This window comes from Kitasatospora sp. NPDC052868 (assembly GCF_044547105.1).
Classification (GTDB): domain Bacteria; phylum Actinomycetota; class Actinomycetes; order Streptomycetales; family Streptomycetaceae; genus Kitasatospora.
This window is the reverse complement of sequence record NZ_JBITZW010000002.1, coordinates 394,988-414,272: the sequence shown is the minus strand read 5'-3', so window position 1 is coordinate 414,272 and position 19,285 is coordinate 394,988. Positions and strand designations below refer to the sequence as shown.

Annotated in this window: 17 protein-coding genes; 12 read left to right on the top strand and 5 right to left on the bottom strand. The window is 74.0% G+C overall.

The features are described 5' to 3' along the window. Window positions 1-29: 29 nt before the first annotated feature. From ACIGZJ_RS05485 to ACIGZJ_RS05475, 3 genes are all read left to right on the top strand, one after another. The gene (locus tag ACIGZJ_RS05485) at window positions 30-671 is read left to right on the top strand and encodes a response regulator (RefSeq protein WP_392932251.1); all 642 of its coding nucleotides are present in this window, start codon (window positions 30-32) and stop codon (window positions 669-671) included. Between the two features lie 214 nt (window positions 672-885). Continuing rightward, window positions 886-3,213 carry a GAF domain-containing sensor histidine kinase gene (locus tag ACIGZJ_RS05480; protein WP_396456049.1) on the top strand — a complete coding sequence of 776 codons (2,328 nt, stop codon included), beginning with the start codon at window positions 886-888 and terminating at the stop codon, window positions 3,211-3,213. A gap of 209 nt (window positions 3,214-3,422) precedes the next feature. Continuing rightward, a complete protein-coding gene (locus tag ACIGZJ_RS05475) occupies window positions 3,423-4,775 on the top strand; it encodes a M28 family metallopeptidase (protein ID WP_392931875.1) in 1,353 nt (450 codons plus the stop codon). Between the two features lie 99 nt (window positions 4,776-4,874). Here ACIGZJ_RS05475 and ACIGZJ_RS05470 read toward each other — a convergent pair whose 3' ends face one another. Both ACIGZJ_RS05470 and ACIGZJ_RS05465 read right to left on the bottom strand, forming a co-directional pair. Continuing rightward, on the bottom strand, window positions 4,875-6,596 hold the full coding sequence (locus ACIGZJ_RS05470) for an acyl-CoA dehydrogenase family protein (protein WP_396456048.1): 1,722 nt from the start codon (window positions 6,594-6,596) through the stop codon (window positions 4,875-4,877). Next, window positions 6,596-7,219, bottom strand: coding sequence for a PadR family transcriptional regulator (locus tag ACIGZJ_RS05465; RefSeq protein ID WP_396456047.1), 624 nt, complete (start codon window positions 7,217-7,219; stop codon window positions 6,596-6,598). The genes ACIGZJ_RS05470 and ACIGZJ_RS05465 overlap by 1 nt, the downstream gene beginning before the upstream one ends. Before the next feature lie 180 nt (window positions 7,220-7,399). Between ACIGZJ_RS05465 and ACIGZJ_RS05460 the strand changes: the two genes are divergently transcribed. Continuing rightward, a complete protein-coding gene (locus ACIGZJ_RS05460) occupies window positions 7,400-7,870 on the top strand; it encodes an SPW repeat protein (RefSeq protein WP_392931869.1) in 471 nt (156 codons plus the stop codon). 191 nt (window positions 7,871-8,061) lie between these two features. On the opposite strand, the gene ACIGZJ_RS05455 is transcribed toward ACIGZJ_RS05460, so the two are convergent. After that, entirely contained in the window at window positions 8,062-9,474 is a 1,413-nt protein-coding gene (locus ACIGZJ_RS05455; RefSeq protein WP_396456046.1) for a class II fumarate hydratase, read from the bottom strand. Between the two features lie 361 nt (window positions 9,475-9,835). On the opposite strand from ACIGZJ_RS05455, the gene ACIGZJ_RS05450 reads away from it, so the two are divergent. Next, window positions 9,836-11,653, top strand: a complete 1,818-nt coding sequence (locus ACIGZJ_RS05450; RefSeq protein ID WP_396456045.1) for a cholesterol oxidase substrate-binding domain-containing protein — start codon at window positions 9,836-9,838, stop codon at window positions 11,651-11,653. Window positions 11,654-11,663: 10 nt separating this feature from the next. Here ACIGZJ_RS05450 and ACIGZJ_RS05445 read toward each other — a convergent pair whose 3' ends face one another. Next, window positions 11,664-12,299 carry a helix-turn-helix domain-containing protein gene (locus ACIGZJ_RS05445; RefSeq protein ID WP_396456044.1) on the bottom strand — a complete coding sequence of 212 codons (636 nt, stop codon included), beginning with the start codon at window positions 12,297-12,299 and terminating at the stop codon, window positions 11,664-11,666. 67 nt (window positions 12,300-12,366) lie between these two features. Here ACIGZJ_RS05445 and ACIGZJ_RS05440 point away from each other — a divergent pair, with 67 nt between their 5' ends. Continuing rightward, window positions 12,367-13,137, top strand: a complete 771-nt coding sequence (locus tag ACIGZJ_RS05440; RefSeq protein WP_396456043.1) for an AzlC family ABC transporter permease — start codon at window positions 12,367-12,369, stop codon at window positions 13,135-13,137. Beyond that, a complete protein-coding gene (locus ACIGZJ_RS05435; RefSeq protein ID WP_396456042.1) occupies window positions 13,137-13,445 on the top strand; it encodes an AzlD domain-containing protein in 309 nt (102 codons plus the stop codon). Before ACIGZJ_RS05440 ends, ACIGZJ_RS05435 begins: the two co-directional genes overlap by 1 nt. 7 nt (window positions 13,446-13,452) lie before the next feature. On the opposite strand, the gene ACIGZJ_RS05430 is transcribed toward ACIGZJ_RS05435, so the two are convergent. Further along, a complete protein-coding gene (locus tag ACIGZJ_RS05430; protein WP_392931860.1) occupies window positions 13,453-13,773 on the bottom strand; it encodes a hypothetical protein in 321 nt (106 codons plus the stop codon). A gap of 295 nt (window positions 13,774-14,068) precedes the next feature. On the opposite strand from ACIGZJ_RS05430, the gene ACIGZJ_RS05425 reads away from it, so the two are divergent. The 5 genes from ACIGZJ_RS05425 (at window position 14,069) to ACIGZJ_RS05405 (ending at window position 19,132) form a co-directional block, all read left to right on the top strand. After that, on the top strand, window positions 14,069-15,247 hold the full coding sequence (locus ACIGZJ_RS05425; protein WP_396456041.1) for an acyl-CoA dehydrogenase family protein: 1,179 nt from the start codon (window positions 14,069-14,071) through the stop codon (window positions 15,245-15,247). A gap of 103 nt (window positions 15,248-15,350) precedes the next feature. Next, window positions 15,351-15,734 carry an ADP-ribosylation/crystallin J1 gene (locus ACIGZJ_RS05420; RefSeq protein ID WP_396456040.1) on the top strand — a complete coding sequence of 128 codons (384 nt, stop codon included), beginning with the start codon at window positions 15,351-15,353 and terminating at the stop codon, window positions 15,732-15,734. Between the two features lie 212 nt (window positions 15,735-15,946). After that, window positions 15,947-16,825 carry an alkaline phosphatase family protein gene (locus tag ACIGZJ_RS05415; protein WP_396456039.1) on the top strand — a complete coding sequence of 293 codons (879 nt, stop codon included), beginning with the start codon at window positions 15,947-15,949 and terminating at the stop codon, window positions 16,823-16,825. 286 nt (window positions 16,826-17,111) lie between these two features. Next, window positions 17,112-17,582, top strand: coding sequence for a hypothetical protein (locus ACIGZJ_RS05410; protein WP_396456038.1), 471 nt, complete (start codon window positions 17,112-17,114; stop codon window positions 17,580-17,582). Window positions 17,583-17,743: 161 nt separating this feature from the next. Next, a complete protein-coding gene (locus ACIGZJ_RS05405; RefSeq protein WP_396456037.1) occupies window positions 17,744-19,132 on the top strand; it encodes a multidrug effflux MFS transporter in 1,389 nt (462 codons plus the stop codon). Window positions 19,133-19,285 lie beyond the last annotated feature (153 nt).

Genomic DNA, 19,285 nt, shown 5'->3' with positions numbered 1-19,285 from the left:
AGCGGGTCGGCCCGCGGGAGGACTCGGCCGTGCGGGTACTGATCGTCGACGACCACCCCCTCTTCCGGGAGGGCCTGAAGGCCGCGCTGGAGAGCGCCGAGGGCATCGCCGTGGTCGCCGAGGCCGAGCGCGTCGCGGAGGTGCCCGAGGCGGTCGCCCGGTCCGGCCCGGACGTCGTCGTGATGGACCTCTCGCTGCCGGACGGCTCCGGGTTGGAGGCCGCCCGGCTGCTCTCCTCGCGGCAGCCCGCCCCGCCGGTGCTGATGCTGACCATGGCCGACGACGACGGCAGCCTGCTCGCCGCCCTCCAGGCGGGGGCGCGCGGCTACCTGGTCAAGGGCGCCGGGCGCGAGGAGGTGCTGCACGCGGTGCGGACGGTCGCGGCCGGCGGCGCGGTCTTCGGCGCGGACGTGGCCGGCCGGATCACGGCCCTGCTGGCGGGCGCCCGGCTGCGCGAGGCCGGGCAGCTCTTCCCGGCGCTCACCGCGCGGGAGGCGGAGGTGCTGGACCTGGTGGCGCGCGGCCTGGACAACCGCCGGATCGCCCGCGAGCTGGTGGTGGCGGAGAAGACCGTCCGCAACCACGTCACCCACATCTTCGAGAAGCTGCACGTCGCGACGCGCGCCGAGGCCGTGGCCCGGGCCCGCGACATGGGCCTCGGCGACAGCTGACCCCCGGGGGCCGGAACCGGCGGCAGCCCCCACCCGGACGCCCCGTCCCGGACGCCCCGTCCCGGACGCCCCGACCCGGACGCCCCGACCCGGGGCGGGGACCCGACCGCGGTCCCGGGCGACCGGGACCGCGGGCCGCCGATGATGCCGGTACACGGAGGTGCACGGAGGTACCCCGGGGCACGGGCGAGGGCCGAGGGACGAGGGAGGTGCGATGAGCGAGCGAACCGGGCGATCCCGGCAGGCCGGGCCCACCGGACCCGCCGGGCCGACCGGACGGGCCCCGGACCTCCGCCCGCCCGCCGGGCGCGGACCGGCTCCGGCCGCCTGGCCCGGCACCCCGGCCGCCTGGGTGTGCGTCGCGACCCTGCTCAGCGGGCTCGGCTGGGTGCTTCTGGTCCTCACCCACCTCGACGACCCCTGGGCGAGCCCGTACTTCACCTACGACGGCGAGACCGTCCTGCTCGGCTTCGGCTTCGCGCTCTCCGGGCTGCTCGTCCTCTCCCACCACCCCGCCCAGCCCCCGGCGGAACCCCGGGCCGCCACCCGCCCCGGCCCCGCCACCCGCCCCGCCACCCGCCCCGGCCCCGCCACCCGCCCCGCCACCGCGCCCGACCCCGCCGCCCCGCCCGGCCGCAGCCTCGGCCGGCTGATGCTCGCGGCGGGCCTCGGCGGCTGCCTGTCCCGCTTCACCCTGTTCGCGGTGGCCGCCGCCGACGCCGGGCCCGTCGCCGAGGCCCTCGCGACCGCCCTGCTGTTCGGCTCGGTGGCCCTGTTCATCTTCCTCGCCATCGCGCTCCCGCTCTGGCTCCCGGACGGCCGGCCGCCCGGCGGCCGCTGGGGCCCGCCGTACCTCACCGCGCTCGCCGTGTGGAGCTGTCTGCACGCCTACACGGCCCGCGCGAGCCGACCGCTCCCGTACATCGGCGACGTACCGGTTCCGGCGGGCAGCGGACCCCTGGGCGGCGGGCTGTCCGGCGAGGCGCTGGCGCTCGGCGAGGACCGGACCGTCCTCGTGTCCTCCGTCCTCGCCGTCGTCAGCCTCGTCGTGGCGGCCGTCCGCTGGCGGCGCTCGTCCGGGCCGAACCGCGCCGTCGCGGCCGTGCTGGCGCCCTACCTGGTCTGGCTGATCACCACCAACACCGCGACCAGGCTGGGCGGTTCCAAGGGCCTCGCCGCCGCCGTCTACTTCACCGGCTCGGCCCTGTGGATGCTCGGCGCGGTCGGCTACGCCTTCACCCGGGACCGCTCCCGCTACCTCGACCGCGCCACCCGCCGGATGCTCAGCGTCCTCGCCCTCACCGCCCTGCTGATCGCCGGCTACCTCGGCATCGCGCTGCTGCTGCGCCACGCCCTGCCCGAGGCCAGCACCACCGGCGCCCAACTGCTCGCCGCCGGCGCCCTCGCCATCGGCGGACTGCTCGGCCCGACCACCCGCTGGGTGGTGCGCGCCGTCGACCGGTTCTACTACGGCGACCGCGCCCGCCCCTACCAGGTGGTGCGGGAGCTCGCCGAACGGCTGAGCCGCGCGGTCAGCCCGGCCGACGCCCCGCCGCTGCTCTGCGACACCGTGGTCAACGCCCTCGGCCTGCCCGGCGCCCGGGTCGTCCTGCACACCAGCGGCGGACCGCACGAGCTCGCGTCGGTCGGCGCGACCGGCCCCGACAGCCAGGTCTTCCCGCTCAGCTACGAGGGCGCCGTGATCGGCGACCTGTACGCGCCGCCGCGGGCCGGCCAGCCCGTCCTGGACGCCCAGGACCGCGAGGTGCTGCGGTTCCTCGCCGACCAGGCGGCGCCCGCGATCGCCTCGCTGCGGATGTACGAGGAACTCCAGGCCGGGCGGCGGCAGATCGTCCTCGCCCGGGAGGAGGAGCGGCGCCGGCTGCGCCACGACCTGCACGACGGGCTCGGGCCGACGCTCTCCGGGCTGCGGCTCGGCGTCGACACCGCCCGGGCCGCCGTCCCCGAGGACTCCCCGGCCGCCCGCTCGCTGGGCGCGGTCTCCGCCGGGATCGGCCAGGCGATCGTCGAACTGCGCAGGATCACCGAGGGGTTGGCGCCCGCCGCGCTCGCGGGCGAGGGGCTGGCGGGAGCGCTGCGCCGACTGGTCACCGGGCTGGACGGGCGCGAGGTGCGGATCACCCTGGAGCTCGACCCCGATCCGCCGCCCGCCCTGCCGGCCGCCGTCGAGGTGGCGGTGCTGCGGATCAGCGGCGAGGCGTTGAACAACGTACTGCGCCACTCGGGCGCCGCCCGGGCCCGGTTGGCGCTGCGGGTCCGTCCGGGCGAGGTGGTGGTCGAGGCCCGGGACGACGGCCGCGGGTTCCCGCAGGAGGCGGACGCGGTGGGCGGACGGCGCTCCGGTGCGGGCCTCGGGCTGCGCTCGATGGCCGACCGCGCCGAGGAGTTGGGCGGCAGCTTCCGCGCCGTCAACCAGGACGGCGGCGCGGTGATCCGGGCGGTGCTCCCGCGGACACCGGTCGTGCCCGAAGCGGGCGGTCCGACCACGGATGGTTCCGGCTGTCCTTCGTGGACCTCTTGACGGAACCCGGACTTGGCTCAATCATCATGGTCGCGTCAACTTTTGCGGCTGTGAACTCCGAAGCTGTTCCCCTCACTTCACCGGACCGCGATCCGGATCCCGGGCCGGACCCCAATCCGGACGCCCGGAGTCCGGCCCGGGGCCCACCCGGACTCCCAGCCGCCAGGTGCCGCGCTTCCGTTCTGCCCCACCAGAATCTGGAGCCTCCATTGACCGAGCGCGCCCCGCGGCGATCCCGCCTGCGCCGATCCGCCCTCTCGACCGGGGCGGTCGTCACACTCGCCGCCGCCCTGTTCGCCCCCGCCGCCGTCGCGGCCCCATCGTCCCCCGCGCCCGCCGAAGCCCGTCAGAGCGCGGTCGCGGCCCCGGACATCCCCGTCGCCAACGTCAAGGCCCACCTGGCCCAGCTGCAGTCGATAGCCACCGCCAACGGCGGCAACCGCGCCCACGGAAGGGCCGGCTACAAGGCGTCGATCGACTACGTCAAGGGCAAGTTGGACGCGGCGGGCTTCACCACCGCGCTGAAGACCTTCAGTTACAACGGCTCGACCGGCTACAACCTGATCGCCGACTGGCCGGGCGGTGACACCTCGCACGTCATCATGGCCGGTGCCCACCTGGACTCCGTCACCGGCGGTCCGGGCATCAACGACAACGGCTCCGGCTCGGCCGGCATCCTGGAGACCGCACTGGCCGTCTCCCGCGCCGGCCTCCAGCCCACCAAGCACCTGCGGTTCGGCTGGTGGGGCGCCGAGGAGTACGGCATGGTCGGCTCCAAGAACTACGTCAACAGCCTTCCGGCCGCCGACCGTTCGAAGATCGAGACATACCTGAACTTCGACATGATCGGCTCGCCCAACCCGGGCTACTTCACCTACCGCTACGACACCGCGCTGGACGCGCTGTTCCGCGACTACTTCGCGGGCCTGGGCATCAGCACCGAGCAGGACTTCGAGGGCGACGGCCGCTCCGACCACGCCCCGTTCCAGGACGCGGGCATCCGGGTCGGCGGCCTGTTCAGCGGCGCCGACTACACCAAGACCAGTGCCCAGGCGGCCAAGTGGGGCGGGACGGCGGGCCAGCCGTTCGACCGCTGCTACCACTCCTCCTGCGACACCAGCGCCAACATCAACGACGCGGCGCTGGACAAGATGAGCGACGCCATCGCCTACGCGGTCTGGACGCTCTCGGCCGGCACCACCACCCCGCCCACCGGGACGGTCTTCGAGAACACCAACGACGTCCAGATCCCGGACTACGGCGCGGCGGTGACCTCCGACAACGCGGTGACCGGGCGCACCGGCAACGCGCCGGCCGCCCTCCAGGTGGGCGTGGACATCAAGCACACCTGGCGCGGCGACCTGGTGATCGACCTGGTGGCGCCGAACGGCACCACCTTCCGGCTGAAGAACTCCAGCGGCAGCGACTCCGCCGCCAACGTGATCACCACCTACTCGGTGGACGCCTCGGCGGTACCGGCCAACGGCACCTGGAAGCTCAAGGTCCAGGACGTCGGCCGGCAGGACACCGGCTACATCGACAGCTGGAAGCTGACCTTCTGAACCGGCCGGTGACCGGCTGACCGGGTCGAACGGGTCGAGAGAACAGGACGGGGGTGCCGGCCGAAGCCGGCACCCCCGTCCGATCGGGCAGCGCGCCCGCTACGGCTGCATCTCGTAGGCGCCCGAGAGCGCCTCGACCCGCGCCCACACCCGGGCCGCGCGCTCGCCGTCCGCGACCGGGCGGCGCACGTGCGCCAGCGCCCACGCCGCCTGCTCCGGCGAGGTGGAGGCCTTGCCGTGCAGCTCGGTGGAGTGCGCGGAGAAGTCCCGGACCAGCGCGTCGAAGATCTGGTCCAGCACCTCCTCCTCCAGGCCGGTCAGCGCGGCCTGCTCCAGCACCAGCTGGCCGTAGACGACCAGCGCGAACAGCTGGCCGATCTCCAGCAGGAAGTCCAGGTCCGCCTGCTGCTCCGCGCTCGGCGCGTGCTTGAGCAGCAGCTCGCAGAAGCCGTCGGCCTGCTCGCGGAAGCGGGCGACGTTCGGGACGTGCGCGTGCGCGTCGTACGCGGTGCGCCAGTCGTGGAAGCGGATCGCGCCCAGGCCGCGGGCCGGGCCCTGGCGGAACAGGAACTCGTCGTCGGCGGCGTCCAGCCGGGTCGGCACCGGCGCGTAGTCGGCCGGGTTGAACAGGTAGTTGCCCATGAACTTGAGGATCAGCGCCAGGTTGACGTGGACGGTGCCCTCCAGCTTCGGCAGGCCGCGGATGTCCTTCGCCGCCTTGTCGAAGTAGGTGTCCGCCTCGAAGCCCTTGGCCGCGATGACGTCCCACATCAGGTCGATGACCTTCTCGCCCTCGGTGGTGACCTTCATCTTGGTCATCGGGTTGAACAGCAGGTAGCGCCGGTCCTCGGGGGAGGCGGTGCGGAAGTAGTCCACGGCGCGGTCGCTGAACAGCTTCATCGCCACCAGGCGGGCGTAGGCGTCCGTCAACTCCCGGCGCACGTGCGGGAAGTCGGTGACCTTCTTGCCGTACAGCACCCGGTTGTGGGCGTGCGTGACGGCCTCGTACATCGCGTGCTCGCAGATGCCGACCGACGCCGTGCAGAGGTTGAACTTGCCGACGTTGACGGTGTTCAGCGCCGCGTCGAAGGCCGCCTTGCCGGTGTGCAGCACGTCCTCGGCGCGCACCGGGTAGTCCTCCAGGCGGAACTCGCTGACGTACATCTGCGCGTTCACCACGTTCTTGACCAGGTGGTACGCCTCGTGCCGGCTGTCGGCGGCGAAGAAGACGTAGCCCTCCGGGCCCTCGACGTCCGAGCGGCGGCCGAACACCGAGACCAGGCCGGCGACGTTGCCGTTGCCGATGTAGTACTTGGGGCCGGTGGCGGTGAAGCCGCCCTCGCCGTCCGGGGTGAGGATCATGTCGGTGGAGTAGATGTCGGCGCCGTGGCTGCGCTCGGAGAGGCCGAACGCCATCACGTGACCCTCCGTCAGCAGCTGTGCGGCACGGGCCCGGACGGCCTCGTTCTCGCTCTGCCAGACCGGGCCGAGGCCGAGGATGGTGACCTGCCACGTGTACCAGTAGCCGAGCCCGTAGAAGCCGAGGATCTCGTTCAGCTCGGCGATCCGCGCGGTGTCCCAGCGCTTGCCGGAGGTCTCCGGGTCGCCCGAGGGGTCGGCCGAGGAGGGCGTCAGGAACTGGGCGAACAGGCCCTCGCGCGCGGCGAATTCGAGGAAGTCGCCGTACCAGCTGCGGTCGATGTAGGTGTCGATCAGCGCCTTCTTGCCGCGGGACTCGAACCAGTCCACGGTCGCGCGCAGCAGCCGGCGGGTCGGCTCGTCGAACTGCGCGGGGTCGTAGGTGCGCGGGTTGAAGAGCATCACGGGCTCCCGGGGGTCGAGGGTGGGGTGCCGTCCGGGCGGTTCCGGGCGGCGAGGCGGTGCAGGGTGGCGAGCACGTCGTCCAGCCAGGCGAGGGTCATCCGCTCGTACTCGATGCCGCCGCGCAGCACCACGTGCTGCAGCTCCTGGCGGGCGTCGAGCGGGTCGCGGTCGGAGGCGCCGAGAGGGCCGTCGACGGGGCTCCGGTCGGGGAAGTCGCGCTGCTCGCCGTGCAGATAGCGGGCCAGCAGGGCGGCGTGGCCCTCGCGGTGCCGTTCGACCTCGGAGATCAGCGCGGCCGGGTCGTCGAAGGCGGCGGCGCGGATCTTGACCGCCAGCTCGTGCCGGACGGTCTCCGCCTCGACCGGTTCGCGCAGCCAGCCGGCCAGCGCGGTCCGGCCCGGGTCGGCCGCCGAGTACACCTTCTTGTCCGGCCGGCCGTCCTGGGCGACCTCCTCGGCCGCGATCCAGCCGTCCGCCTCCATTCGCCGCAGCACCCGGTAGATCTGCTGGTGGGTGGCGGTCCAGAAGCGTCCGATGGAGCGGTCGAAGCGCCGGGCCAGCTCGTAGCCCGACCCGGGCTGCTCCAGCAGCGAGACGAGGATCGCGTGCTCCAGTGCCATGCCCGCATCCTGCTATGCAACGAGTTGCATAGGCAATGGCCGCGGGCCCGGGTGAGACGCAGCTCACCGGCGGGTGGCGGGCAGGGTAGCTTCCTGGTCGAAATGGTGCAAAACGCCAGAACGGCGCCAGAATGGTATGGGCAAGCGCCTTCCATGTGCCAGACCTAGGAGGTGGTATCGGTGTCTACCCAGATTCCGATGGGCATGGAGCATCATCCGGACATCGTCGAACTACGGGAGCGCTACGAGCGGGTCACCCTGACCCCGCGGGCCCAGGGCGTCGAGGCCCTGGCCGTCCTGGCCGGCCTCTTCCTGGCGGCCTCGCCCTGGATCGTCGGCTTCACCGCCTTCAGCACGCTCACCGTCACCTGCCTGATCGTCGGCCTGGCCTACACCGTGCTGATGGCCGGGTACGGCTCCGCCTACGAGCGGACCCACGCCCGGGCATGGGCGGCGACGGTGCTCGGCGCCTGGACGATCATCTCCCCCTGGGTGATCTCCGGTGAGGTGGCCCGGGGCAAGAACATCGTGGTCTGCCTGATCACCGGTGCCGTGATGTTCCTGCTCGGACTCGCGGCGATCTCGATGGCCACCATGACGTCGAACGGAGCGTCGATGCGACGCGGCCAGGCAGGTCGCGCGAAGGGCTGACCCGAAGGGCCGTCCCCCGGGGAGACCCCGGTCGGTCCGGAACCCGGGGCGCGGAGCGGCGAGGCCGCCTCCGCGCCCCGGCGGCGTCCCGGGTCTCGGCGTCCCGGGTCTCGGCGTCCTGGGTCCCGGCGTCCCGGGTCCCGGCGTCCGGCGGGAGCGACCGGACGCGGCCGGACCGGGCGCGGCCCGCGCTACGGGCGGGTCATCCGCAGGACGTCCAGCGCCTCGTCCAACTGCTCCAGGGTGAGCCGGCCCTGCTCCACATAACCCTGCTCCAGGACGACCTGGCGGATGGTCTTGCGCTCGGCCAGCGCCCGCTTGGCCACCTTGGCGGCCTCCTCGTAGCCGATGTACCGGTTCAGCGGGGTGACCACCGAGGGCGAGGACTCCGCGTACTCCCTGGCCCGCTCGACGTTGGCGGTGATGCCGTCCACCGCCCGGTCGGCCAGCAGCCGGGCGGAGTTGGCGAGCAGCCGGATCGACTCCAGCAGATTGCGGGCGATCACCGGGAGCATCACGTTGAGTTCGAAGTTGCCGCTCGCGCCGGCCACCGTGACGGTGGCGTCGTTGCCGATCACCTGGGCCGCGACCATCAGCACCACCTCGGGCAGCACCGGGTTGACCTTGCCCGGCATGATCGACGAACCCGGCTGCAGGTCCGGCAGGTTGATCTCGCCGAGTCCGGTGCGCGGGCCCGAGCCCATCCAGCGCAGATCGTTGGCGATCTTGGTGAAGCCGACCGCGACGGTCCGCAGCTGGCCGCTCAGCTCCACCAGGCCGTCCCGGGCGCCCTGCGCCTCGAAGTGGTCGCGGGCCTCGGTCAGCGGCAGTTCGGTGGCACGGGCCACCTCCTCGATCACGGCCGCGGCGAACCCCGGCGGGGTGTTGATGCCGGTGCCCACCGCCGTGCCGCCCAGCGGCAGTTCGGCGACCCGGGGGAGCGTGGCCAGCAGCCGCTCGCGGCCGTGCCGGACCTGCGCCGCGTACCCGGCGAACTCTTGGCCGAGGGTGACGGGCGTGGCGTCCATCAGGTGCGTCCGCCCGGACTTCACCACCTGCGAGAACTCCGCCGCCTTGCGCTCCAGCGCCTCCGCCAGGTGCTCCAGCGCCGGGATCAGGTCGTGCGTGACGGCGGCGGTGGCCGCGATGTGGATCGAGGACGGGAACACGTCGTTGGAGGACTGGCTCGCGTTGACGTGGTCGTTCGGGTGGACCGGCCGGCCGAGCCGCTCGCCGGCCAGGGTGGCGAGCACCTCGTTGGTGTTCATGTTGGAGGACGTCCCGGAGCCGGTCTGGAACACGTCCACCGGGAACTGCGCGTCCCAGCGGCCCTCCGCGACCTCCTCGGCCACCGCCGCGATGGCCTCGGCCGTCTCCCCCTCCAGCACCCCGAGCCGGGCGTTCACCCGGGCCGCGGCCGCCTTGATCCGCGCCAGGGCGGCGATGTGCGCCCGCTCCAGGCGCTGGCCCGACACCGGGAAGTTCTCCACCGCCCGCTGTGTCTGGGCCTGCCACTTCGCCGCGGCCGGCACCCGCACCTCGCCCATCGAGTCGTGCTCGATCCGGTACTGCTGCCCGTCGCCCGTCACGTCCTGGTCACCCATCGCGCGCCACACCTCCTGGTCGGCCTGATCCGTTTCCGATCACGACAGCCCCGCCGCCGCCCCGGGTATTTCCCTCCGGGGGAGAGGGCTGCGAACCGGGCGCGCCGCAACGGCTGCCGAACCGGGATCGGCGGGTGATGGTCGGGCGGGTCATGGTCGGGGCGGGCCATAGTCGGCAGATCATGATCGCGACCAACCCGGTCGGCCGGGGCGAAACGGGCGATCTTCACTCGATCGAGTGAACAGGATGTGAAGATCGCGACCATTCGGCCCGCAACCGGACGCCCGGGTTCGTACGCTCGGCCGGGCACCGGGCGAATGATCACCGAGGCGGGACAACCACCAAGCAGGGGGCGGACGCATGACGACGGGACGGCGACACGGGGACGGCCTCAACCGGCGGGAGCTGCTGGGCGCCTCGGCGGCACTCGGCGGCGCGGCCTGGCTGCTCCGCGGGACGATCGCACCGGGCAGCGCCGAGGCCGCCGCGCCGGTACCGCCAGGCCTCCCGGCCGGCACCGAGCTCTACCAGCGGGTGTACGAGAACTGGGCGGGCGAGATCCGCACCGACCAGCTCTGGACCTGCGCCCCGCGCACCCCCGAGGAGGTCCCCGCCCTCGCCGACTGGGCCCGCGCCAACGGCTGGCGGCTGCGCGCCCACGGCCACCGGCACACCTGGGCACCGCTCACCGTCGCCGACGCGACCCCCGGGTCGGCCCGCGTCCTGCTGCTCGACACCAGCCGCCACCTGACCGCCATCGCGGCGGACTCCCCGGCCACCGTCCGGGTCCAGACCGGCGCCTCCATGGAGGACCTGCTCGCCCACCTCGCCGCCCGCGGCCTCGGCGTCACCGCCTGCCCCGCGCCCGGCGAACTCACCGTCGGCGGCGTCCTCGCCATCGGCGGCCACGGGACGGCCGTCCCCGCCGCCGGCGAGACCCGACCCGACGGCCACGGCTACGGCTCGCTCAGCAACCAGGTCACCCGGCTCACCGCCGTCGTCCACGACCCCGCCACCGACCGCTACGCACTGCGCACCTTCGACCGCGCCGAGGCCGACAGCGCCGCCTTCCTCGTCCACCTCGGCCGGGCCCTCGTGACCGAGGTCGTCCTGCGCGCCGGAGCCGACCGGCCGCTGCGCTGCGTCAGCCGGCTGGACATCCCGGCGACCGAGCTGTTCGCACCGCCCGGCACGGCCGGCCGCCCCCGCACCTTCGCCGACTTCGTCGACCGCGACGGCCGCGCGGAGGCCATCTGGTTCGCCTACACCGACCGCCCCTGGCTGAAGACCTGGACCGTCACCCCGAACCGCCCCTTCGGCTCCCGCTCCGTGGACGAGCCCTACAACTACCCCTTCTCCGACAGCATCCCCGAGCCCGTCGCCCGACTGGCCGGCCAACTCGTCTCCGGCACCTGGGCATCGGCCCCGCTCTTCGGCCAACTCCAGTACCTCGTCGCCAAGGTGGCACTCACCGGCGACATCACCGACGTACTGCTCTCCGGCGGACTGATCCGCGACCTGCTCACCGGCGAGGTCCTCACCCACCTGCTGGCCGGCGGCCTGCACTCCGACCTCTGGGGCCCCTCCCGCACCCTGCTGCAGTACGTCCGCCCCACCACCCTGCGGGTCACCGCCAACGGCTACGCCGTCCTCGCCCGGCGCGCCGACGTGCAGTGGGTCGTCTCCGAATTCGCCGCCTACTACCGGCAGTTGCTGGACACCTACCGGGCCCGCGGCGAGTTCCCGGTGAACGGCGCGGTGGAGATCCGGGTCACCGGCCTGGACGACCCGGCCGCGTCCGGAGTGCCCGGCGCCCGGCCGCCCCTGCTGTCCGCACTGCGCCCCCGCCCCGACCGCCCCGAGTGGGACACCGCCGTCTGGCTCGACATCCTCAGCCTGCCCGGCACCCCCGGACTCCACCGGTTCTACCGGGAGATCGAGCAGTTCCTGCTGCGCACCTTCGACGGCGGCCGGGCCGGACTGCGGGTCGAGTGGTCCAAGGGCTGGGCCTACACCGACGACGCCGCCTGGGCCGATCCGGACGTGCTCGGCCGGGTCATCCCCGCCGCCCACCGGGCCGGCGGCGGCGCGGGCTGGGACGAGGCGGTCGCCGTACTGGATCGCCACGACCCGCACCGGGTGTTCGGAAACGCCTTCCTGGACGGGCTGTTGCGGTGATCTGGCCCGCTCAGACGTGCTCCATCACGATCACGGCGAGCGTCCCCGCCGCCAGGGCGCGGAACACGTGCGGGGCGTCGCCCGGGTAGCTGACGTAGTCGCCCGGACCGAGCTCCACCGGTGCGTCCGCCGGTCCGGCCAGCGCCCGCCCGGCGCTCAGCAGCACATGCTCGACCGTGCCCGGCATGTGCGGGTCGGAGGCCCGGGTCTCGCCCGGCTGGGCCTCGATCCGGTAGATGTCGCGGCGGGCGCCCGGCGGACAGGAGGCCAGCAGGGTGGCGGCGTAGTCGGCCCGCTCGGAGTGGGTGACCGGCCCCTCGCCCGCCCGGATCACCCGCACCACCGGGCGCGGCGGGTCGACGAGCCGGCTGAACGGCACGTCCAGGGCGACGCCGAGCGCCCAGAGGGTCTCCACGCTCGGGTTGCCCGCGCCCGACTCCAGTTGCGACAGCGTGGACTTGGCGATCCCGGCGCGCCGGGCCAGCTCGGCCATCGAGAGCCCGGCGCGTTCGCGCTCGCGCCGGATGGCGGCGGCGATCAGCCCGATCAGCTCCGAGCCGGAGCTGGACCCCGAGGTCGGTGGACGGGTCGCTGCCGGGGCCGACGCGGAGGTCGGGGAGGTGTTGCCGACGCTGTTCGCACTCATGCGTTCGCTCCACAGGTCAATTCGTTCGGCTTGACGAACGGCGGCTATCGGGTTCATTCTACTGGACATGCGTTCGCTATCACGAACCCTCGAACGTGCCACGCTCCGTGACATCGCTCTGGTCTGCCTCGCCGACGCCCTCGTCGGCGTCTCCTTCGGCGCGATCGGCGTCTCGGGCGGCCTGCCGCTCTGGGTGCCGGTCGCCATGTCCGTCCTGGTCTTCGCCGGGGGTGCCCAGTTCGCCGCCATCGGCGTGGTGCTCTCCGGCGGCGGCGTGCTCGCCGCCGTCGCGACCGGGCTGGTGCTCAACGCCCGCCTGCTGCCGTTCGGCTTCACCGTCGCCGGCGTGCTCGACGGCCCCCGGTGGCGGCGGCTGCTCGGCGCGCACCTGCTGACGGACGAGACCGTCGCCTTCACCCTGCTCCAACCCGACCGGCCCCGGCGGCGGGCGGCGTTCTGGCTCTGCGGCCTCGCGCTGTTCGTGGTCTGGAACGCCGCCGTCGTCCTCGGCGCGGCCGCCGGCGGCTTCATCGGGGACACCGACGCCCTCGGACTGGACGCGGCCTTCCCGGCCGTCCTGCTCGCCCTCGTCCTGCCCTCGCTGACGGACCGCCGCACCCGTAACGCCGCCCTGTTCGGCGCGGCCGTCGCGGTGGCGGCCACCCCGTTCCTGCCCTCCGGCCTGCCCGTCCTGCTGGCCCTCGCCGGGCTGCTGCTCGCCGGGCGCGCGCCGTCGGACCGTGCCGAGCAGCCGGACCCCGAGCGCGAGCCGGCAACCGGGCGGGACCAGGCAGCCGGACGGAAGCCGCGCGTGGAACTCGCCGAGGAGGCCCACTGATGCCCCTGTACGCCATCCTGCTGCTGGCCGTCGGCACCTATGCGTTCCGGATCGCCGGACCGGCGCTCGGCCACCGCCTGACCATCTCCGCCCGCGTGCAGCGGCTGCTCTCGGTGGCCGCCGCCGTCCTGCTGGTCGCCCTGGTGGCCACCGGCGCCCTCACCCAGGGGCACGACTTCGCCGGCTGGGCGCGCCCGGGCGGCGTCCTGGTCGCCGGGATCCTCGCCCTGCGCCGCGCACCCTTCCCCGCGGTCGTGGTCGCGGGAGCCGCCACCACGGCGGTACTCCGGCTGTGCGGGGTGGCCTGACCGGCTCTCAGCCGGCCGCGCCCTCCTCCAGCCGCTCCTGCTGGATCTCGGGCCGCTTGCTGTCCCAGAGCAGCTCCCACACCTTGAACACGCAGTGGTAGTCCCGCATGCTGCCCTTGGAGATCAGCAGATAGGTGTCGCCGTCCCGCAGCAGCGTGCGCTGACGGCTGTTGAACGGATGCTGCGGGGTGTACGTCGGGACGAGGCGCTTCAGCTCGGCGAGCGCCTCCTCCCGGGTCCCCTCCAGCTCGTCGAGCACCTTGGTGCCCCAGATCCGGTCGTTGCCGACGCCCTCGGTCTCCTGGACGATCAGTGCCCAGCGCGGCATGCTCCACCCCTCGTTCGGCTTCCAGAAGGGCTCATCGTACCCACGCCGCCCACGGGCCCACCGACCCCGCCGCCGCGCGGAGGGCGGTGGCCGGGGGCGCCGCGACCGCGGGCGGCCGGCCCGCCGATCGTGAACATGGTCACTCCTTGCCTCCGCTCCGTCCCACCCGCCACGGCGTGCGGAATACTCGCCGCAACCGCCTGTACCCGTCGGTACCCGCCACGCGCCGGCCGGTCGCCGCCGCCGCGCCGCGACCCCGCCGCCGCGCCGCGACCAGAGACTGCAAGGAGCTTCAATGACGAAGCCGACCCGGATCGACCCCGCCGACCTGCTCGCCGTCGGAGACCTCCTCACCGACGAGGAGCGGCTGATCCGCGACACCGTGCGGAAGTTCGCCGACGAGCGGATCCGCCCGCACATCGGCGACTGGTACGACCGCGGCGTCTTCCCGGCCCGCGAACTCGCCCCCGAACTCGGCGCGCTCGGCGTCCTCGGGATGCACCTGGACGGCTACGGCTGCACCGGCTCCACGGCCGTCGCCTACGGCGTGGCGTGCATGGAACTGGAGGCGGCCGACTCCGGGCTGCGCAGCTTCGTCTCCGTCACGGGCTCGCTGGCGATGCGTTCGATCCACGCCTTCGGCTCCGAGGAGCAGAAGCAGCGCTGGCTGCCGGGCCTGGCGGCCGGCCGGCTGATCGGCTGCTTCGGCCTCACCGAACCGGACTTCGGCTCCGACCCGGCCAACATGCGGACCACCGCCCGGCGCAGGGGCGGCGACTGGGTGCTCTCCGGCGCCAAGATGTGGATCACCAACGGCAGCATCTCCGACGTCGCCGTGGTCTGGGCACAGACCGAGGAGGGCGTCCGCGGCTTCCTGGTCGAGCCCGGCATGCCCGGCTTCACCGCCAACGACGTGCACGGCAAGCTCTCGCTGCGCGCCTCGGTGACCAGCGAGCTGGTCTTCGACGAGGTCGTGCTGCCCGCCGACGCCGTCCTGCCGGGCGTCACCGGTCTGCGCGGCCCGCTGTCCTCCCTCAACGAGGCGCGCTACGGCATCCTCTGGGGCACCGTCGGCGCCGCCCGCGACTGCTACACCACCGCGCTCGACTACGCGAAGAGCAGGATCCAGTTCGACCGCCCGATCGCCGGGTTCCAGCTGACCCAGCAGAAGCTGGTCGAGATGATGCTGGAGGTCGAGAAGGCGTACCTGGTCGCGCTGCGGATCGGCCGGCTCAAGGACGAGGGCGCGGCCCGCCCGGCCCACGTCAGCTTCGGCAAGCTCAACAACGTGCGGGCCGCACTGGAGATCGCCCGCAGCGCCCGCACGGTGCTCGGCGCCAACGGCATCACCACCGAGTACCCGGTCCTGCGGCACGCCAACAACCTGGAGTCGGTGCTCACCTACGAGGGGACGAGCGAGATCCACACCCTCGTCCTCGGCGAGGCCATCACCGGCGAGTCCGCGTACCGCTGACCGGCACCCACCCGCACGGCCGTACCGCGGGCGAGCGGTGAGCGGTACGGCCGGCGGAAATCGGCTGGCCGCCCCGGCGGCGGCCCGGCTACGGTCGGCTGCCATGGACACCGGCTGGAGCGGCACCCCCGCGAGCACCCCCACCACGACGCTCTGGCGCCCCACCGGGCCCGCGGAGCTGGCCCTGGTCGAGGCCTCCGGCCGGCGTGCCTGGCCGCCCCGGCTGCCCGACCAGCCGATCTTCTACCCGGTGCTGAACGAGGACTACGCGATCCGGATCGCCAGGGACTGGAACGTCCCGGCCTCCGGCGTCGGCTACGTCACCCGCTTCGAGGTCGACACCGCCTTCCTGGCCCGCTACCCCGTCCGGCAGGCCGGCGGCCGGACGATCCTGGAACTCTGGGTACCGGCGGAGGAGTTGCCCGAGTTCAACCGGCACATCGTGGGCCGGATCGAGGTCGTCCACGAGTTCCGCCCGACGCCGTGACGCGCTGACCTGCGGTCCGGCTCCGGGTCCGATGTCCGGGTCCGATGTCCGGGTTCGGGGAAGCCCAGGGCGGCGACTGCGCCGACACCGCTCGGACACCGGCCGTTCCCCCGGGGGACACCATCCGGTACGGCGTGCCGTGGACCATGGCGCGGTCGGCGGCGCCTGCGGGTGTGCGGCCGGCCGCACACCCCCGAAAGGAAGCCCCTCCCATGTCCATAGCTCCGCTGCCCCGGCCCCGGGTGCTCGTCGTCGGCATCGACGGCGTCCGGTACGACCTGCTGGACGAGGTCCCGATGCCGCGGCTGGCGGAGGTGGCCGAGGCCGGGTTCCTGGCGCCGGTCACGGTCGCGGACTCCACGCCCACCATGTCCGGCCCCTGCTGGGCGACCATCGTGACCGGCGTCGAGCCGGCCAAGCACGGCGTCTGGGGCAACCACCTCGGCGGCAACCGGCTGGACGTCTTCCCCGACTTCGCCACCCGGCTCGCCCGGCAGGACCGCCGCCGTACCTTCGTCGCGGCCGGCTGGGACCCGCTGGTGATCAGGGAGGCCGGCGGCCCGCTCTTCCGGGCGCCCGGCCGGCTGTCCTACGTCTCCCCGGCCGAGGACACCCCCGAGGCCTGGGAGGCGGTCGACGAGGAGGTCACCCGGGAGGCCGTGCACGTACTGGGCGGCGCCGACCCGGAGGCCTCCTTCGTCTACCTCGGCGCGGTCGACGAGACCGCGCACTTCCTCGGCTGCGGAGCGGAGTACCGGGCCTCGATGCGCACCGCCGACGAGCGCCTCGGCCGCCTGCTGGACGCGGTACGCGGCCGCGCCTCCTACCCGGACGAGGCGTGGACGGTCATCGTCGTCACCGACCACGGCCACGTCGACGCCGGCGGCCACGGCGGGCGCACCGCCGAGGAGCGCACCGCCTGGGTGGCCTGCTCCGGTCCGGGCATCCCCGCCGCGCCGCCCACCGGGGAGATCCGCCATCCGGACGTCGCCGCCCAGGTGTACACGGCACTCGGCCGGCCCATCGACCCGCACTGGACTCTGGACGGCCGGCCGTTCCCCGTCGCGCGGCCCGTCGCGGCCTCCGTCTGAACCCCCGCCGAACCCCGTCTGAGCCCCGTCGGCCCCACCAGCCCCGCTGGACGCCCGCTCCAGCAGGGCTTGAGCGGGACTCCACCACGCTGCAACCCCGACATCAGGTGGCTGCATGTACCTCTGAAGGTGGAGGCCGTACCCCCTTGGTCGCAGACCCGATCGCGACCTCGTGGTGACGCCCCGACAGGGCACGGCCGGTCAGGATGGACACCACAGGGCGCGGGCAGCGGGCCCGGGCACCTGGAACGGACAGGGAGAGGGCAGGGCGGGCATGAACGGCATCATGAGCAAGGTCGCACTCGGAGTCGCGGGCACGGGCATGGCCTTCGCCGTCGCGGCCGTGGTGGTCGGCCCGCGGGTGTCCGACTGGTACGACGAGCGCCACCAGAAGCAGGCGACGTACACCACCGGCAGCGAGGCCAAGGCGGAGAGCCGCTCGCTGCCGGCCTGGCTGCCCGACAACGCGGCCTCCGTCCGGTACCTGATGTCGACCACCGGGGACGACCGCCTGCTGCGCGCCACCCTCCCCGACGGCCGGCTGCCCGTCGGCTGCACCACCACCGTGCCGGCCGGCGGCTCCCACCCGGCGCCGGTGAGGCTGAAGGCCGGCTGGTTCCCCGCGGGGGTCACCGCCAGGGCCAGCGGCACCTGCGGGCACTACAACGTCACGCTGGCGGGCAACCAGCTGTACGCCTGGCAGGACGGCGCCGCCGTCCAGGCCGCCCAGCGCGCGGAGCACGCGGCCAAGCACTGAGCGCCCCGGACGCCGGACGCCGGGCGCCGGGCTGAGCGGCGCGGTGCCCGGATCGGCGGTCGGGTGATGATCCGCGCGGCGGACCCCGGGTATCGGCACCCGGGGCCGCTGGGGTAGGACGGAGCGAGTACAAACCCCGTGCCCGTCCTGTGAGGAGCCCCATGCCTGGTCCGACCGCCGGTTCCACCGGCGACATGTCGACCGCCCCCGACTCCGCCCCCGACCTCGCCGCGGCCGCCTCGGCCCTCCCCACCAGCCCCGCCGCCACCGTGGCCGCAGCCGCCGTCACGGCCGTCCCCGCCCCCGGCTCCGTTCCCGGCCCGGCCCCCGCCGCGGCCGCCCCCGGCCGGGGCACCGTCGCCATGCTCGGCGGACTGGTCGCCCTCGGCCCCCTCACCACCGACCTCTACCTCCCCGGCCTGCCCGCGATCGCCGACGACTTCTCCGCGCAACCGGCCGCCGTACAGCTCACCCTCACCTTCTCGATGTTCGGGGTCGCCGCCGGCCAGCTGGTCTTCGGCCCGCTCAGCGACCGCCTCGGCCGCCGCCCCCCGCTGCTGGCCGGCCTGGTCGTCTACACCCTGGCCAGCCTGGCCTGCGTCATCGCCCCCAACCTGACCGTCCTGGTGGCCGCCCGCTTCGTCCAGGGAGCCGCCGGAGCCGCCGGCCTGGTGATCGGCCGGGCCATCGCCCGCGACCGCTTCGAAGGCGTCGCGATGCTCCGCTTCCTCGCCTCGATCGGCCTGATATCCGGCCTCGCACCGATCCTCGCCCCGCTGTTCGGCGCCCAACTGCTCCGCGTCACCTCCTGGCGCGGCACCTTCGGCGCCCTCGCCGCGCTCGGCCTGCTGCTCACCCTGATCGCCTTCGCGGTGCTGCGCGAGACGCTGCCGCCCGCGAGCCGGCGCGGCGGCGGCCTCACCGCCACGCTGCGCACCATGGGCGGGCTGTTGCGCGACCTGCCCTTCCTCGGACTGGTCCTGACCAGCACCTTCGCCTTCGGCGCGCTGTTCGGCTACATCAGCGGCTCCTCGGTGGTGCTCCAGCACGTCTACCACGTCTCACCGCAGACCTACAGCCTGCTGTTCGGCCTCAACTCGCTGGCGATCGTGGCCGTGACCCAGCTGAACGGACGGGTGCTGGCCCGACGCTTCACCTCGGGCGCGCTGATGCTGGGCGGCCTCGGCACGGCCGTCGCCGCCGGGGTGGCACTGGTCCTGGTGACGGCGGTCTGGGACTTCGGGCTGCTCGGTGTCTGCCCGGCCCTGTTCGTGCTGATGGGCAGTCTCGGCGTGATCCTGCCGAACTCCGCCGCCCAGGCCCTCAGCCTGGTCCCCCCGCAGGCGGCCGGCTCCGCCTCCGCCCTGCTCGGCACCGGCACCTTCCTCTGCGGAGCCGCCGTCGCCCCGCTCAGCAGCATCGGCGGCCGACCCTCCGCCATCCTGCTCGCCGTGGTCGTCCTGGCCTGCGCCCTGCTCTCCCTGGCGTCCTACCTCGTGCTCTGCCGCCCCTGGCGTCCGGCCGAACCGGCTGCCGCCAAGGCGGGCTGAGCCTGCTCCCACCCGGGCCACTGCATGCCGCCGGGGGTGCCGCGACGCGGGTCGCGGCACCCCCCGCGGGGGGGCAGGGGGCTCCGGGCCCACCCCTCAGGCCCGAGACAACTCCTCCCCCCCCACCGTGCACAGGCCGTACCATCCCTGCCG

What these genes read in the sequence shown, in the direction of transcription:
- ACIGZJ_RS05425 (WP_396456041.1), top strand. Translation starts at nt 14,069, where the DNA reads ATGACGAAGCCGACCCGGATCGACCCCGCCGACCTGCTCGCCGTCGGA.
- ACIGZJ_RS05405 (WP_396456037.1), top strand. Translation starts at nt 17,744, where the DNA reads ATGCCTGGTCCGACCGCCGGTTCCACCGGCGACATGTCGACCGCCCCC.
- ACIGZJ_RS05465 (WP_396456047.1), bottom strand. Translation starts at nt 7,219, where the DNA reads ATGGCACTGGAGCACGCGATCCTCGTCTCGCTGCTGGAGCAGCCCGGG.
- ACIGZJ_RS05440 (WP_396456043.1), top strand. Translation starts at nt 12,367, where the DNA reads ATGCGTTCGCTATCACGAACCCTCGAACGTGCCACGCTCCGTGACATC.
- ACIGZJ_RS05410 (WP_396456038.1), top strand. Translation starts at nt 17,112, where the DNA reads ATGAGCAAGGTCGCACTCGGAGTCGCGGGCACGGGCATGGCCTTCGCC.
- ACIGZJ_RS05430 (WP_392931860.1), bottom strand. Translation starts at nt 13,773, where the DNA reads ATGCCGCGCTGGGCACTGATCGTCCAGGAGACCGAGGGCGTCGGCAAC.
- ACIGZJ_RS05480 (WP_396456049.1), top strand. Translation starts at nt 886, where the DNA reads ATGAGCGAGCGAACCGGGCGATCCCGGCAGGCCGGGCCCACCGGACCC.
- ACIGZJ_RS05450 (WP_396456045.1), top strand. Translation starts at nt 9,836, where the DNA reads ATGACGACGGGACGGCGACACGGGGACGGCCTCAACCGGCGGGAGCTG.
- ACIGZJ_RS05420 (WP_396456040.1), top strand. Translation starts at nt 15,351, where the DNA reads ATGGACACCGGCTGGAGCGGCACCCCCGCGAGCACCCCCACCACGACG.
- ACIGZJ_RS05470 (WP_396456048.1), bottom strand. Translation starts at nt 6,596, where the DNA reads ATGCTCTTCAACCCGCGCACCTACGACCCCGCGCAGTTCGACGAGCCG.
- ACIGZJ_RS05455 (WP_396456046.1), bottom strand. Translation starts at nt 9,474, where the DNA reads ATGGGTGACCAGGACGTGACGGGCGACGGGCAGCAGTACCGGATCGAG.
- ACIGZJ_RS05445 (WP_396456044.1), bottom strand. Translation starts at nt 12,299, where the DNA reads ATGAGTGCGAACAGCGTCGGCAACACCTCCCCGACCTCCGCGTCGGCC.
- ACIGZJ_RS05415 (WP_396456039.1), top strand. Translation starts at nt 15,947, where the DNA reads ATGTCCATAGCTCCGCTGCCCCGGCCCCGGGTGCTCGTCGTCGGCATC.
- ACIGZJ_RS05435 (WP_396456042.1), top strand. Translation starts at nt 13,137, where the DNA reads ATGCCCCTGTACGCCATCCTGCTGCTGGCCGTCGGCACCTATGCGTTC.